The 14,650-nt window shown below is 70.2% G+C and carries 13 protein-coding genes; 8 read left to right on the top strand and 5 right to left on the bottom strand.

Annotated features, from left to right (window positions below; translation table 11 throughout):
• Positions 1–164: 164 nt before the first annotated feature.
• From ACFMQL_RS07890 to ACFMQL_RS07880, 3 genes are read right to left on the bottom strand one after another with little or no spacing between them, the layout of a single operon-like run.
• Positions 165–1,214 (bottom strand): prenyltransferase, encoded by a 1,050-nt coding sequence (locus tag ACFMQL_RS07890; protein ID WP_364059299.1) that lies wholly within the window; start codon positions 1,212–1,214, stop codon positions 165–167.
• A complete protein-coding gene (locus tag ACFMQL_RS07885) occupies positions 1,211–1,921 on the bottom strand; it encodes a methyltransferase domain-containing protein (protein ID WP_364059296.1) in 711 nt (236 codons plus the stop codon). Before ACFMQL_RS07885 ends, ACFMQL_RS07890 begins: the two co-directional genes overlap by 4 nt.
• Positions 1,921–3,174, bottom strand: a complete 1,254-nt coding sequence (locus ACFMQL_RS07880; RefSeq protein ID WP_364059293.1) for a glycosyltransferase family 4 protein — start codon at positions 3,172–3,174, stop codon at positions 1,921–1,923. The genes ACFMQL_RS07885 and ACFMQL_RS07880 overlap by 1 nt, the downstream gene beginning before the upstream one ends.
• Before the next feature lie 250 nt (positions 3,175–3,424).
• On the opposite strand from ACFMQL_RS07880, the gene ACFMQL_RS07875 reads away from it, so the two are divergent.
• The gene (locus ACFMQL_RS07875) at positions 3,425–4,450 is read left to right on the top strand and encodes a GDP-mannose 4,6-dehydratase (protein ID WP_364059290.1); all 1,026 of its coding nucleotides are present in this window, start codon (positions 3,425–3,427) and stop codon (positions 4,448–4,450) included.
• A gap of 208 nt (positions 4,451–4,658) precedes the next feature.
• Here the strand turns inward: ACFMQL_RS07875 and ACFMQL_RS07870 are convergent, their stop codons facing one another.
• Positions 4,659–5,501, bottom strand: coding sequence for an AraC family ligand binding domain-containing protein (locus tag ACFMQL_RS07870; protein WP_378785079.1), 843 nt, complete (start codon positions 5,499–5,501; stop codon positions 4,659–4,661).
• Between the two features lie 43 nt (positions 5,502–5,544).
• Here ACFMQL_RS07870 and ACFMQL_RS07865 point away from each other — a divergent pair, with 43 nt between their 5' ends.
• The 4 genes from ACFMQL_RS07865 (at position 5,545) to ACFMQL_RS07850 (ending at position 8,969) form a co-directional block, all read left to right on the top strand.
• On the top strand, positions 5,545–6,123 hold the full coding sequence (locus ACFMQL_RS07865; protein ID WP_364059284.1) for a helix-turn-helix domain-containing protein: 579 nt from the start codon (positions 5,545–5,547) through the stop codon (positions 6,121–6,123).
• Positions 6,116–6,952 carry an SRPBCC domain-containing protein gene (locus ACFMQL_RS07860; protein ID WP_378785078.1) on the top strand — a complete coding sequence of 279 codons (837 nt, stop codon included), beginning with the start codon at positions 6,116–6,118 and terminating at the stop codon, positions 6,950–6,952. The genes ACFMQL_RS07865 and ACFMQL_RS07860 overlap by 8 nt, the downstream gene beginning before the upstream one ends.
• Positions 6,953–7,194: 242 nt before the next feature.
• The gene (locus ACFMQL_RS07855) at positions 7,195–7,605 is read left to right on the top strand and encodes a DUF2000 domain-containing protein (protein WP_364059278.1); all 411 of its coding nucleotides are present in this window, start codon (positions 7,195–7,197) and stop codon (positions 7,603–7,605) included.
• A 662-nt stretch (positions 7,606–8,267) separates the two neighbouring features.
• Positions 8,268–8,969, top strand: a complete 702-nt coding sequence (locus ACFMQL_RS07850) for a DUF559 domain-containing protein (RefSeq protein WP_364059275.1) — start codon at positions 8,268–8,270, stop codon at positions 8,967–8,969.
• 1,051 nt (positions 8,970–10,020) lie between these two features.
• Here the strand turns inward: ACFMQL_RS07850 and ACFMQL_RS07845 are convergent.
• Positions 10,021–11,205: a cytochrome P450 gene (locus tag ACFMQL_RS07845; RefSeq protein ID WP_364059272.1), complete on the bottom strand. Its 1,185-nt coding sequence runs from the start codon at positions 11,203–11,205 to the stop codon at positions 10,021–10,023.
• Between the two features lie 455 nt (positions 11,206–11,660).
• Between ACFMQL_RS07845 and ACFMQL_RS07840 the strand changes: the two genes are divergently transcribed.
• The 3 genes from ACFMQL_RS07840 to ACFMQL_RS07830 are packed head-to-tail and all read left to right on the top strand — an operon-like array spanning position 11,661 to position 14,559.
• Positions 11,661–12,506: a fumarylacetoacetate hydrolase family protein gene (locus ACFMQL_RS07840; RefSeq protein WP_364059269.1), complete on the top strand. Its 846-nt coding sequence runs from the start codon at positions 11,661–11,663 to the stop codon at positions 12,504–12,506.
• Complete coding sequence (locus ACFMQL_RS07835) at positions 12,503–13,822, top strand: enolase C-terminal domain-like protein (protein ID WP_378785077.1); 1,320 nt, start codon at positions 12,503–12,505, stop codon at positions 13,820–13,822. The genes ACFMQL_RS07840 and ACFMQL_RS07835 overlap by 4 nt, the downstream gene beginning before the upstream one ends.
• On the top strand, positions 13,819–14,559 hold the full coding sequence (locus tag ACFMQL_RS07830; RefSeq protein WP_364059263.1) for an SDR family oxidoreductase: 741 nt from the start codon (positions 13,819–13,821) through the stop codon (positions 14,557–14,559). Before ACFMQL_RS07835 ends, ACFMQL_RS07830 begins: the two co-directional genes overlap by 4 nt.
• The last annotated feature ends 91 nt before the right edge of the window (positions 14,560–14,650 follow it).

Here is a 14,650-nt window from a genome sequence, read left to right as displayed (position 1 = left end):
CCTCGTACGGCCAGACACGAAGCTAGTAACCGCATTAGGGCGTTCGGCGGCGGCGCACCGGATTTCCCCGGCAAAGAACCGGCAAAAGCGCTTGTGCGGCGCTGAGCGGCTCTCCGTCGCGTGCGAGGTGCGTACGACGTGCGTACGGCGGGCTCGGGCGCCGGTCAGCGGCCTTCCTCGGCCCCGCGTACGGCCGCGCACCCGCACACCTCGGGATCGGACACGGCGGTCCCGTCCACGTCGCGGAAGATCCCCGACCCGCCCGACAGCCCGAGCAGCGCGTCCGCCGCCAGCACCGCCGCCGCGGCGGTGTAGCCGGAGCGCTCGTGCGGGAAGTGCCGCTGGTTGGCGAACTGCCAGCCCGTCCAGTACGAGCCGTCCTCGTGCCGCAGGTGCTGTACGTCGGTGAAGAGGGCCTTGGCCCGCTCGGTGTCGCCCAGCGCGTCGAGCGCCAGCACCAGCTCGCACGTCTCGGCCCCGGTGACCCACGGCTGGTCGGAGACGCACCGGATGCCGAGCCCCGGCACCACGAACGTCTCCCACTCGCGCTCCAGCAGCTCGACCGCCTGACGCCCGCGTACGGCGCCGCCCAGCACCGGGTAGTACCAGTCCATCGAGAAGCGGCTCTTGTCGGCGAACGCCTCCGGGTGCGCCGCCACCACGTGGGCCAGCCGCCCGGCCGCCAGCTCCCAGTGCGGCTGCGGGTCGCCCAGGAGCTCGGCCAGCAGCACACCGCAGCGCAGCCCCTGGTGGATGGAGGAGCATCCGGTCAGCAGCGCGTACGAGGCGGCCCTGCCCTGCGCGTCGCGCTCCCAGACGATCTCGCCCCGCTCGGTCTGCAGCCCCGCCACGTAGTCGAGCGCGGCCTTGACCATCGGCCAGTGCTCCTCGGTGAAGCCCCGATCGCCGGTGACGAGGTGGTGGTGCCAGAGGCCGACCGCGACGTAGGCGGCGTGGTTGGTCTCGCCGCCCCGCTCGACGGGCTCGCCGCCCACCAGCTTCATCGGCCATGAGCCGTCGGTGCGCTGGTGGCGGGCCAGCCAGGCGTAGCCGCGGCGTACCGGCTCGCGCAGGCCGGCCACGGACATCGCCATCAGGCACTCGACGTGGTTCCACGCGTCGACGTGACCCTCGGGCCACGGAACGCCGCCGTCCTCCTGCTGGATCGCGGCGATGCTCTCGGCCGTCCGCACGACCTCCGCGCGGGAGATCATGGCTTCCTGATGTAGAGGACCACGCTCTTGCCGATGATCGGGTTGAGCAGGCTCTCGGCGATCCTGGTCGCGGCGGGGCGCTTCATGATGTCCCACACCAGGAGCTGGTGGTAGGCCTTGGCGAGCGGGTGGTCGTCGTTGTTCACGCCGACCGCGCACTTGATCCACCAGTACGGCGAGTGCAGGCCGTGCGCGTAATGGTGCGGCCCGATCTCGAACCCGACGGACTTCAGCTTCGCCGACAGCTCGGCCAGCGTGTAGATGCGCACGTGGCCGCCCGGCGCGGTGTGGTACGCCTCGCTCAGCGCCCAGCAGATCCGCTCGGGCAGGAAGCTCGGCACCGTCACCGCCGCCGTGCCGCCGGGACGCAGCACGCGGAAGATCTCCCGCATGGCCGTCATGTCGTCGGGGATGTGCTCGAGGACCTCGGCCGCGATCACCCGGTCGAAGCTGCCGTCCTCGAACGGCATGTCCAGCGCCGTGCCCTGGACGATCTCCCCGGTGGCGCCCTCCGGCACCTCGCCCGCCTTGTCCATGGCCGTGAACATGGCCGCGACGCTGTCCAGCTCCGACTGGTCCATGTCGAACGCCGTCACGTCGGCGCCTCTGCGCAGCGCCTCGAACGCGTGCCTGCCGCCGCCGCAGCCCAGGTCGAGCACGCGCACGCCGGGGCCCACGGGAAGGCGGGCGAAGTCCACGGTCAGCACTACTTGCCTCTCCTCTTGTGGTTCTCGATGGCCTCGTGATACGCCTCGACGGTCCGCTTGGCCACGACGTGCCAGGTGTAGCGCTCCATGACACGGTCGTAGCCCGCCTTGCCCACGCGCTCGCGCTCCTCGGGCGAGTCGTGCAGGCGGCGCAGCACCGCGGCCAGCTCTTCGGCGTCGCCCGGCCGCACCTGCACGGCCGCGTCGCCGACCACCTCGGGCAGCGCGCCCGTACGGCTGGCGACCAGCGGCGTGCCGCAGGCCATGTGCTCGACGGCCGGCAGGGAGAAGCCCTCGTACAGGGAGGGCACGACGGAGATCTCCGAGGTGGCGATCAGCTCGCCCAGCTCGTCGTCGGAGATGCCGTGCACGAAGCGCACCCTGTCCTGCAGCGACAGCTCCTGCACCAGCTGCTCTGTGGGGCCGCCGGGGGTGGGCTTGCTGACGACGGTGAGGTGCACGTCGCGTTCCGTGGCCAGCTTCGCCACCGCGCGCAGCAGCGTGGCCACGCCCTTCATGGGCGAGTCCGCGCTGGCCACCGCCACGATCGAGCCCTTGCGCCGCGGCTTTTCGGGGCGGGGGTGGAAGTAGCGGGTGTCCACGCCGAGCGGGATCAGCCGCATGTTGGCCTGGGGGACGTTGAAGTCCCGGTGGATGTCGGCCAGCGACGACTCGCTGACCGTGAGGATGGGGCTGAGCCTGGGGGCGACGCGGGCCTGCATCTTCACGAAGCCGTACCAGCGGCGCAGGCTCAGCCTCTTGGCGCCCTCGGCGGCCTCCAGCTCGATGCGGCGGTCCACGCTGATCGGATGGTGGATGGTCCCGACCACGGGGAACAGCCGCTTGATGCCGAGCAGGCCGTAACCGAGGGTCTGGTTGTCCTGGACGACGTCGAAGTCGCCGACGCGTTTCTTCAGCTCGCGGTAGGCCCGCAGGGTGAACGTCAGCGGCTCGGGGAAGCCGGCCGTCCACATCGTGCCGACTTCCAGCCAGTCGATCCAGTCGCGGTACTCGTGCAGTTTGGGGGTGCGGAACGGGTCCTCGTCGCGGTAGAGGTCGAGGCTCGGCACCTTCTGCAGGATGACGCCTTCGTCCAGCTCGGGGTACGGCTGGCCGGAGAAGACCTCGACGTGATGCCCGAGCGCGACGAGTTCCCGGCTGAGATGACGGAGATAGACACCCTGACCACCACAGGTGGGCTTGCTGCGGTAGGACAGAAGCGCGATCCGCAGCTTTGGCTCCCGCACGGACACCCCTTTCTCCGCCGGTAGGGCCCAGGATCGGGCGTGTACCGTGGCAGATGACCTTAGTCCGAAAAGGCTACCATTCGGTAGGTCGGCTGGAATTGTTCACAAACACTGTCACAGGGCGTGCGAACTGCGACATCTTCGTGACCGAGTGTGGTTCGGTGGAACGTGTTCTAGACGACTTGGTGCCTCGTAGAGGTGCTTGGCGGTACATTCCGTCCCTGAGGGATGGGGCAGGCGATCGTTGGAGGACCCCTTGGCCAGGCGCGCTCTGATCACCGGAATCACCGGCCAGGATGGTTCTTACTTGGCGGAGCATCTCCTGGAGCAGGGGTACGAGGTCTGGGGCCTGGCCCGCGGTCAGGCGAACCCGCGCGTGTCGCGGATGCGCAAGCTGCTCTCCGACGTCCAGGTGGTGCGGGGCGACCTGCTCGACCAGGGGTCGCTGATCTCGGCGGTGGAACGCGTTCAACCCGATGAGGTCTACAACCTGGGCGCGATCTCGTTCGTGCCGATGTCGTGGGAGCAGGCGGAGCTCACGGCCGAGGTGACCGGGATGGGCGTGCTGCGCATGCTGGAGGCCATCCGGGTGTGCTCGGGCGTGTCGCGGGGCGGCTCGGCCTCCGGCGGACAGATCCGCTTTTATCAGGCTTCGTCCTCCGAGATGTTCGGGCAGGTCAGCGAGACCCCGCAGAACGAGCGCACCGCCTTCCACCCGCGCTCCCCGTACGGCGTGGCCAAGGCGTACGGCCACTTCCTCACCCAGAACTACCGCGAGTCCTACGGGATGTTCGCCGTCTCCGGCATCCTGTTCAACCACGAGTCGCCGCGCCGCGGCGCCGAGTTCGTCACCAGGAAGGTCTCGCTCGGCGTGGCCAGGATCAAGCTCGGGCTGGCCAGCGAGCTGCGGCTCGGCAACCTGGAGGCGCGGCGCGACTGGGGCTTCGCCGGCGACTACGTCAAGGCCATGCACCTGATGCTGCAGGCCGATCACCCCGAGGACTACGTCATCGGCACCGGGTGTATGAAGTCGGTGCGCGAGCTCGTCGAGGCCGCCTTCAGCGCGGCCGGGCTCGACTGGGAGCAGTACGTCGTCACCGACCCGACCCTCCACAGGCCCGCCGAGGTCGACCTGCTGTGCGCCGACCCCAAGAAGGCGCGGGCGCAGCTCGGCTGGGAGCCGAAGGTGTCGTTCGACGAGCTGGTGGCGATGATGGTGGAGGCGGATCTGCGGCTGCTCAGGGACGGCGGCGACCCCCACGACGACAGCTCCTGGCCCTGACCCTGAGGTTTCCCAGCGGCTCCCCGACGCTCGCCGGCCCCTTCCCTCGCGCCTTCCGCCTCCTTCCCGGCGCTCTTCTCCGGCGTTGGCCGGCGCCTCCTAGCGTCGCCTTCGGCCGAGAGGTGCGAGGCGGCGCCCTCGATCGCGAGACGGCACGCCTGACCGCGAGGTGTCACGTCCGACCGCGACCGAGGTGCCCGGGGGACGCTCAGCGGTTGGTGGTGATGGCGGCGCGGTAGGCCCCCGGCGTCAGGCCGAAGCAGCGGGTGAACCACCGGGTCAGGTGGCTCTGGTCGGCGAAGCCCGCCAACGCGGCCGCCTGCGCGATGGGCGTGCCGGACGCGATCAGGTCGCGGGCCCTCCTGAGCCGGAGCTGACGCTGGTAGTCGCTGGGCGCGAGGCCGTAGGCGTCGTGGAAGGCGCGGTAGACCGCGTACCGGCTGGCTCCCGCCGCCCTGGCGAGGTCGTCGATGGTGAGATCGTCGGTCAGGCGGTCGTGCAGGACGCTCCTGGCGCGGGCGGCCACCGCATGGGGGCGTACGCGGGCGGTCGCGATAGGGGAGGCGGCGGCACGCCGTACGATCTGCGCGATCGTGGCGGCGAGCAGCTCGTCACGGCGCAGAGCGGTCGCGCGGCCGGTCTCGTCGAGGAGCGCGGCGTGCAGGGCGCGTAGCGCGCCCGCGAGGGCCGGATCGTCCACCACGGGTGCGGCGAAGAGGGGCAGACCCGTACGCCGTCCCGTCGCGTCCTCCAGCGCGTCCGCCACCAGCTCGGGACCGATGTGCACCATCCGGTACGTGAACCCGAGCGCGTTGGCGGCGTGCCCGTCGTGCGGGTCCTCGGGGTTGAAAGCCATGATCATCCCGGCGGCGCTCGTGTGCGCCGCACCCCGGCACGTGAACGACTGGGCTCCGTCTTCGGTGACCCCGAACGAGTAGGTCTCGTGGCTGTGCCGGTGGTAGACGTGCCGCTCGAAGTGGGCGTGCATGGCCTCCAGAGGCCGGTCGGGCGACCTCCAGTAGCGGGACCAGTCGTGCGTCACCCTTCCCATGCTATTGACAAAGCCAGTTTTTACGTAAAACATGATTTTTGCAATGAGAGACGTCCTGTACCTGGAAGAGATCGAGCAGGCCGAAGCCCTGCTCAAGCCGCAGCGCGTGGAGGTGCTGCGGCAGCTGGCCGAGCCCCGCACCTGCTCAGAGGTCGCGCAGGCGCTCGGCCAGACGCCGCAGCGGGTCTACTACCACGTCAAACGGCTGGTCGAGGCGGGGCTGGTGGACCAGGTGGCCGAGCGCAAGGTGCGCGGCGTCCACGAGGGCATCTACCAGGCCGGCGCACGGTCGTACTGGCTGTCGCCGCGCCTCGTCGGCCGCATCGGGCTGCGCAAGGTCCGCGACGAGCTGAGCCTCGGCTACCTGCTCGACCTCATGGAGGAGGTGCAGGCGGACATCGCGGCGCTCGACCGCAGCGCCCCCGAGCTCCCGTCGATCGGCCTGTCCGGCGAGATCCGCGTGCTCCCGGAGCGGCGGCAGGAGTTCCTGAACGAGCTTCAGACCACGCTGCAAGACCTTTTCACCCGCTACGGCGGCAGTGAGGGCGACGCCTTCAAGCTGGCGGTCGCCTGCTACCCCCACGCCGTACCCCAGCCAGAAGGAGAACCAGACGATGAATGAGCCGATGATTCTTCGTGCCCGCATCCCCGCCACCGCCGACCAGGTGCGCCGCGCGCTCACCGACCCCGACGCGCTGCGCGTCTGGCTGGCCGAGCACGTGGACGTCGACCTCGAGGCGGGACGTTTCGCGTTCTGGGGGCGTACGACGCCCGAGGGCGACGCGCCGCACCAGCGGCTGCTGCACGCCGACGAGCGCACGCTGCGCTTCGCCTGGCTGCTCGACGGCGAGGAGACCACCAGCGAGCTGACCTGGGAGGCCGACGGTGACCACACCGTGGTGACGCTGTCGCAGACGCACTTCGACTTCCAGGACGTCATCACCGGCAAGAGCATCAGGGGCGTGCTCCAGACGTACTGGTGCCTGGTGCTCGCCAACCTCGCCGAGTACCTCGAAGGCCGCCCGCTCACCGAGAAGACCGACTTCACCTCGGCCGAGCTGCGCACCAGCGTCGAGATCGCGGCCTCGCCCGAGCGGATCTTCGAGTCGCTGACGTCGTCGGAGGCGGTCACCAAGTGGTTCGGGTACCCCATCGAGATCGAGCCGCACGTCGGCGGGCGGTTCGCCATGGGCGGCTTCGACAACGACCCCGACCCCGCCAAGATCCTGGAGCTGGAGCCCGCCCGCAAGCTCTCCATCGGCTGGGGCGAGAACGGCGTCGGCACCTGGGAGCTGGAGGGGTCCGGCGGTAAGACGCGGCTGACGCTGGTGCAGAGCGGGTTCGACGAGTCCCGGCCGCCGTACGCGGCGTGGGGCGGGATCGTGGCGGGGCTGGCGGAGCTGCGCCGCTACCACGAGGTCCCGAACTGGCAGCCGATCCTGGCCGCGTAGGGGCGCGCTGGGGCCTGGCGCGCTGGGGCCTGGTGCGCTGAGGTCTGGTGCGCTGAGGTCTGGTGCGCTGAGGTCTGGTGCGCTGAGGTCTGGTGCGCTGAGGTCTGGTGCGCTGAGATCTGGCGCGCTGGGGTCTCGCGGCGGGGCGCCCGAGTGCCCGGGCTTGGGCGCTCGGGGCCGGGCCGGCGGTGGCGCACGAGCGTTCTATACGGATGACACCCAGGCCCGGAATGCTGCCGAACATGCGTTTCGACACCAAAATCGGCATCGTCGTCCGCTCGGACCTCGCCGCCTGGCAGCGCCTGAACGTCACCGCCTTCCTCGCCAGCGCCATCGCCGGCGGGGTGCCCGAGGTGATGGGGGAGGACTACGAGGACGGGTCGGGGAACCCGTACCTGCCGATGTTCCGCCAGCCCGTGGTCATCTATCAGGCGGACCTCGATGAGCTGCGCAAAGTCCGGGAGAAGGCGAAGGCGCGGGACCTGCGCGTGGCGGTCTACACCGAGGAGATGTTCAAGACGGGCAACGACGAGGACAACCGCGCCGCCGTACGGGCGTACTCGGCCGAGGACCTCAACCTGGTCGGCGTCTCCGTCTACGGCCCCAAGACCCCCGTCGACAAATCCCTCAAGGGCCTGACCCTCCACCCCTGACGGTCCAGGAGCCCCGCTCACCGAGCCCAATGAGCGGCGAAGCGACTGGGCCCAAAAGGCAAGCCGGGGTGGAAAGGACCGAGCTTGCCGCCGGGAAGGATCGGCTGGCCGACGGAGAGGGGCCGGGCTGGCCGCCGGGAAGGGGCCGGGCCGGCCGACGGGGAGAGGCCGAGTTGGCCGCCGGAAGGGGGCCGGGCTGGCCGACGGGGAGAGGCCGAGTTGGCCGCCGGGAAGGGGCCGGGCTGGCCGACGGGGAGAGGCCAAGTTGGCCGACGGAGAGGGCCGAACAACAGGCTTGTGGATACCTCACTTCATCCACAGAACCACGCTCGGCCCCTCCGCAACCGGCCACCCTCCGCCACCCTCAACCCATGGCTCATCCCACCAAGCCCCTCAGGAGCTCAACCACCTGGCAACCGTTCGCGCACGCACCCGTTCCCGACGCCGGTACGACCGGATCCTCAAACCGCGGAACGACCACATCCTCAGGGTCCGGTACGACCGGACCCGCAGACCCCGGAACGACCACATCCTCACAGCTCGATACGACCGCGTTCGTAGGCATGGGAACGACCGTGTCCCTGACGGAACGCGCCCGTCGGATCACTTCGGCCATCCCTCAAGCCGTGGCCTGCGGTCGTACGGCCGCTCATATCTGGGGCTTGCAGGCTCTGACCACCCCCGAGTCCGAGTGGCCCGTCGAAGTGATCGCTCCCAGCTACCTGGCGGTCGCCGACTGCGTGACGTACCTGGCCCCGCTCCCGCAGGAGGACGTCACCGACCACAAGGGCGTCCGTCTCACGACCAGGGAGCGCACAGCCCTCGACTGCGCCCGCTGGCTGCCTCGCATGGAGGCGGTGGCCATCCTCGACCAGTTCGCGCGGCGGGGCGTCGACATGGAGGCGCTGCGGCATCGTCCGCTCAACTCCTGGCGCCTGCGCGACACCCTCAGCCTCGCCGACAAGGGAGCCGGTTCCCCACGGGAGAGCTGGCTGCGGGTCATCCTCGTGGACGGCGGCCTCCCCAGACCCACCACCCAGATCAAGGTGCAGTTGGGCGACGACCGCTGCGCCTATCTCGACCTGGGCTGGGAGGAGTTCAAGGTCGCCGTGGAGTACGACGGGCGCGAACACCACACTTCGCCGACCGACCAGCAACGCGACGCGGACCGCCGCGAGGAGCTGCGCCGCCAGGGCTGGCGGGTGATCGCCGTCCGCCGAGACGTCATCCCCGGCCAGATCGCCGGCCTCCTCCACCAGGTGGCCGACACCCTGATCGAGCAAGGCTGGCGACCCGCCCCCCAAGTGACCACCCGCATCCTCGCCCGCATCCGCGCCGCCCGCCGAAGATCCCGCTACCGTTGACCCCTCCCAGAGCCCTCTTTCCGGCTGACCCGGGCGGCCGGTCACCTCCTGGTCGCGGACTCGCCCTGTCCACGGCCGCCTTCGGGCCGGCCCCGCGGACGGCTACCCCCTTCGCACGGGTTCCCCTGCCTGAGGCCACCTTCGCGAACACACCGCCCACCTCCGTCGTTCGCTGCGGGGGCCGGTCACGGTGAGGGGCCGATCGCCGTGCGGGTGAGGGGAGTCGGCGGCTGCTGTAAGGGCCGGTCGCTGCAGGCGGTCTGCCATGTGGCGGGTTGTTGCGCCGGCCGCTCTCGACGCGCGGGCTGTCCTGGCGCGTGGGCTGCTCCCGGCGTGTGGGCTGCTCCCGGCGTGTGGGCTGCTCTCGGCGTGCAGGCCGTCTCGGGCATGTAGGTCGCCCCAGCGCACGGGCCTCGTGTGTGGGTCTACCGGCGGGTGGGTCGTCCTCGGGGCGTGGGCTGTCCCTGGCGCGTGGGCTGCTCCCGGCGTGTGGGCTGTCCCTGGCGCGTGGGCTGTCCTCGGCGTGTGGGTCGCTCAGCGGGTGTGCTGCCTGGTGGTGCGAGCTGCCCTTGCCGCCTGGGTTGCCCAGCGCGCCTGTCCAGCACGCGTGCGCCCGGTGTGCGAGCCGTCGCCGCTGCCTGGGGTGCCCAGTGCGCGCTGCCCAGCTCACGTGCTGGCTACCTCGCGTGCGCCCAGTGCGGGGGTGATCCGATGCGTGCACCGCCTCGGCTTGTGAGCTACTCGACGCAGGGACCGCTCAAACGCACGGACCGCAAGCACAGGCACCGCAGCGCATGGACCGCAGCGCGCGGACCGCTCAAGCACAGGCACCGCAGCACACGGACCGCAGCACATGGACCGCAGCGCATGACCGCAGCGCGTGGACCGCGCAGGCGCTTGGGCTGCCTCCGCAGACGGAGTGTCCGCTGTGGCGCCCGCGCCGCGCACCGCGCGGGCGCTCGTGCTGTCCTGAGCTTGCTCCGTTCCCCCGTGCGCTGTACGCCCGGTGCGGCGCCCGCGCCGCGTGCGGGTCGCCTGTCCGAAGGGTCGGTCAGCCGACGCTCACCGGGAGTTCTTTGATGCCGTTGATGAAGTTCGAGCGGAGGCGGCGGGCCGCGCCGGTCTGGCGGATGCGGGGGTAACGGCGGGCGAGCTGTTCGAAGAGGACGCGGAGTTCGAGCCGGGCGAGGTGGTTGCCGAGGCAGAAGTGGGCGCCGCCGCCACCGAAGCCGATGTGGGGGTTCGGGTCGCGGCCGATGTCGAAGACGTCGCCGTCGGGGAAGACGGAGGCGTCGCGGTTGGCGGAGGCGTAGAAGACGACGACCTTGTCGTTCTCCTTGATCTGTTGCCCGCCGAGCACCTGGTCGGTGGTGGAGGTGCGGCGGAAGAGGTTCACGGGCGAGACCCAGCGGACGATCTCGTCGGCGGCCGTCTTGCCCAGTGTGGGGTCGGCGATCAGCCGGTCCCACTGGCCGGGGTGCTCGAAGAAGGCGAGCATGCCGCCGGAGGCCGCGTTGCGCGTGGTCTCGTTGCCGGCCACGACAAGCAGGAGGACGAACAGGTCGAACTCGTCCTCGCCGAGGGTCTCGCCGTTCTCGTTGGGCTGGAGGAGCCGGGTGACGATGTCGTCCCTGGGGTTGGCGCGGCGCTGCGCGGCGAGCTGGTTGGCGTACGCGTACACCTCCATGGCCGCGTCCGAGCCCTCCTCCGGGCTGGGGGCGTAGTCGGGGTCCTGGGCGCCGATCATGCGGTTGGACCAGGTGAACAGCTTGTCGCGGTCGGCCACGGGAGCGCCGAGCAGCTCGCAGATCACGTACAGGGGGAGGGGCGCGGCGATCTCGGTGACGAAGTCGACCTCGCCGGACACCTTGTCGAGGAGGTCGTCGCAGATGTCGCGGATGTGCTGTTCGAGTGCGCCGATCGTACGCGGGGTGAATCCCCGGTTCACCAGGGCGCGCCGTCTGGTGTGCTCGGGCGGGTCCTGGTTGAGCATCATCAGGCGCTGCAGCGCGATCTGGTCCTCTTCGAACTCGTCGAAAAGAGCGAGCCTGCGGTGGGAGGAGAAGAGCTCGGAGTGCCGCGACACGTGCACGACGTCGTCGTAGCGGGTCACGGCCCAAAAGCCCGGCTCGCCGTCGTGCCAGTGGACCGGTGAGTTCGCGCGCAGCCAGGCGAGCTGGGCGTGAGGGGGTCCTGCGGTCGCGTAAAGGTCCCTGTCGACCAGGTCGATGTGCACGCGGGGTCACCTCGTAGGTCAAGCGCTTGGTCAAGCAATTCCTGAAACGTGTTCTATTACGTGGTTGTACGCCCGTCAAGGACGGGTGCGGGCTCTTCCCGCTGCATCCCCATTTCGTGGCCGATTTTGCGCCCAAGAGCTCGGAGGTCATCCCAAGGAATGGGCATGGATTTAAGGCTGCGGGTTTTCGGTCAGGGCCTCGGTGGTTTCTGGCTCGGGGATTATGTCGTCGATGGTGTGAAGGGTCAGAAATAGGCGGTTCAGGCGTATTTCGGCCCTCGGGTGCCTGGCCGACCCCTTCGCGTGGTGGTGGCGAAACATCGGACGACAGGTCGCGCCAGGGTCGCCGTGGAGGTGCTCGGAGCGGCCTTCCGGGGAGTGGCCCTTGACACGTTGCACATGCCCGCACGAGCATCGTGAGGCGAGACATCCGATGTATAGGCGAAGGATGCGGTGTGAAGCTGCTGCGAGTAGGACCTGTCGGCCAGGAACGACCGGTGGTCATGGACGACGCCGGCAACCTGCGTGACATTGGCGAGCCCGAGATCGACGGGGCATTTCTCGCCTCCGGTGGTGTGGCGCGGGTACGGGAGGCGCTGGAACGGGGTGACCTGCCCGTCGTCGAAGCCGAAGGGCTGAGGGTCGGAGCTCCGATCGCGCGGCCGGGAAAGATCGTGTGTATCGGGCTCAACTTCAGCGACCACGCCGCCGAATCCGGGGCCGCGGTGCCGACGGAGCCGGTGGTGTTCATGAAGGCGAGCAACACCATGGTCGGCCCGTACGACGAGGTGCTCGTGCCGCGCGGCAGCGTGAAGACCGACTGGGAGGTGGAGCTGGCCATCGTCATCGGACGTGAGGCGCGCTACCTCGGCAGCCGGGAGGAGGCGCTGGAGGTCGTCGCCGGGTACGCGATCTCCAACGACGTGTCCGAGCGGGAGTTCCAGCTTGAGCGCGGCGGCCAGTGGGACAAGGGCAAGTCGTGCGAGACGTTCAACCCGTTGGGCCCCTGGCTGGTGACGGCGGACGAGGTGGGCGACCCGCAGAACCTCGCGATGCGCCTGTGGGTGAACGGCGAGCTGCGCCAGGACGGCAACACCAAGAACATGATCTTCGATGTGGCGGAGATCGTGCGGTACCTGAGCCAGTTCATGGTGCTGGAGCCGGGCGACGTGATCAACACCGGTACGCCCGCCGGGGTCGCCATGGGCCGTCCCGACCAGCCGTACCTGCGCGCGGGCGACGTGATGGAGCTGGAGATCGAGGGCCTGGGCCGCCAGCGCCAGACGGTGGGGCAGGCATGACGGCCGCAGGGGCGTACCGGATCGTCGACATGGAGACGCACGACGTGCGTTTCCCCACCTCCCGCCACCTCGACGGCTCCGACGCCATGAACCCCGACCCCGACTACTCGGCCGCGTACGTGGTGCTCAAGACCGACGACGGCTACGAGGGCCACGGCTTCGCGTTCACCATCGGCCGCGGCAACGACGTGCAGACCACGGCGATCGGGGCGCTGCGGCCGTACGTGATCGGCAAGGACGCCGAGGACCTCGGCGCGCTCTACCACGAGATGATCAACGATTCGCAGCTGCGCTGGCTGGGCCCGGAGAAGGGCGTCATGCACATGGCGATCTCCGCCGTGGTCAACGCGCTGTGGGACCTCAAGGCGAAGCGGGCGGGCAAGCCGATCTGGCGGCTGCTCGCGGACATGTCGCCGGAGGAGATCGTCGAGCTGATCGACTTCCGCTACCTGAGCGACGCGCTGACCAAGGACGACGCCCTGGCGATCCTGCGGGCGGCCGAGAGCGGCAAGGCCGAGCGCATCGCCCGGCTGCAGGAGACCGGCTACCCGGCGTACACGACGTCGCCCGGCTGGCTCGGCTACGACGACGAGAAGCTGCGCAGGCTCTGCAAGGAGGCCCTGGAGCAGGGGTTCGGCCAGATCAAGCTCAAGGTCGGCGCGGACCTCGACGACGACCGGCGGCGGTTCAGGGCCGCCAGGGAGGTCTGCGGCGACGGCTTCCCCATCGCGATCGACGCCAACCAGCGCTGGGACGTCGGCTCGGCCATCGAATGGGTGAACGCGCTGCGCGAGTTCGACCCCCACTGGGTCGAGGAGCCGACCAGCCCCGACGACGTGCTCGGACACGCCGCCATCGCGCGGGGCATCGCGCCGATCCCGGTGGCGACCGGCGAGCACGTCCAGAACCGCATCGTGTTCAAGCAGCTGCTGCAGGCCGAGGCGCTGTCGTACCTGCAGATCGACGCCGCCCGCGTGGGCGGGCTGAACGAGAACCTCGCGATCTTGCTCCTCGCGGCCAAGTTCGGGGTGCCGGTGTGCCCGCACGCGGGCGGCGTGGGGCTGTGCGAGCTGGTGCAGCACCTGGCGATGTTCGACTACGTGGCGGTCAGCGGCACGATGGACGGCCGGGTCATCGAGTACGTCGACCACCTGCACGAGCACTTCGTCGACCCCGTGGTCATCAAGGACGGCAGGTACATGGCGCCGTCGCGGCCGGGCTTCAGCGCGGAGATGCGCCCGGAGTCGATCGCCGCCCACACCTTCCCCGGCGGCGAGGTCTGGAGGACGGACTCCCATGGAGGTGACGACGCATGAGTGACGGCCTGAAGGCGATCGTGACCGGCGGCGGCTCGGGCATCGGCCTGGCGGCGGCCTCGGCGCTGCACGTACGCGGCATGCGGGTCGCCTGCCTCGACCTCAACCCGCCGGGCGAGCCGTTCATCGGGATCAAGGCGGACGTCACGGACGACGCCGCGGTGCGGGCCGCGGTCGCCGAGGCGGCCGAGCGGCTCGGCGGTATCGACGTGCTGGTGAACAACGCCGGCATCGGCGCGCAGGGCACGATCGAGGACAACCCGGACGAGGAGTGGCATCGGGTCTTCGACGTGAACGTGGTCGGCATGGTGAGGGTGGCCCGCGCCGCGCTGCCGTACCTGCGTCAATCCAAGCACGCCGCGATCGTCAACACCTGCTCGATCGCCGCCACCGCCGGGCTGCCGCAGCGCGCGCTCTACAGCGCCACCAAGGGCGCGGTGCTGTCGCTGACGCTCGCCATGGCCGCCGACCACCTGCGCGAGGGCATCCGGGTCAACTGCGTCAACCCCGGCACCGCCGACACCCCGTGGGTGGCCAGGCTGCTGGAGGCGGCCGACGACCCCGAGGCAGAACGCGCGGCGCTCAACGCCAGGCAGCCCATGGGCCGCCTGGTCACCGCCGAGGAGGTCGCCGCGGCGATCGCCTACCTCGCGAGCCCCGAGTCCGCCTCGACCACGGGCACGGCGCTCGCGGTCGACGGCGGCATGCAGGGCCTGCGGCTACGTCCATCCACCTGACCGACGACCCCGCGATCTCGAAGACCCGCCGGCCGAGCGGCGGGAGACGTGCGAAGGCCCCGACCTGTGGCCGGCGACCCGCGAGGCCGCC

The sequence above is a fragment of the Nonomuraea fastidiosa genome (assembly GCF_042751225.1).
GTDB lineage: Bacteria > Actinomycetota > Actinomycetes > Streptosporangiales > Streptosporangiaceae > Nonomuraea > Nonomuraea fastidiosa.
The sequence above is the reverse complement of the archived record's forward strand: the minus strand, read 5'-3'. Positions and strand labels throughout refer to the sequence as shown.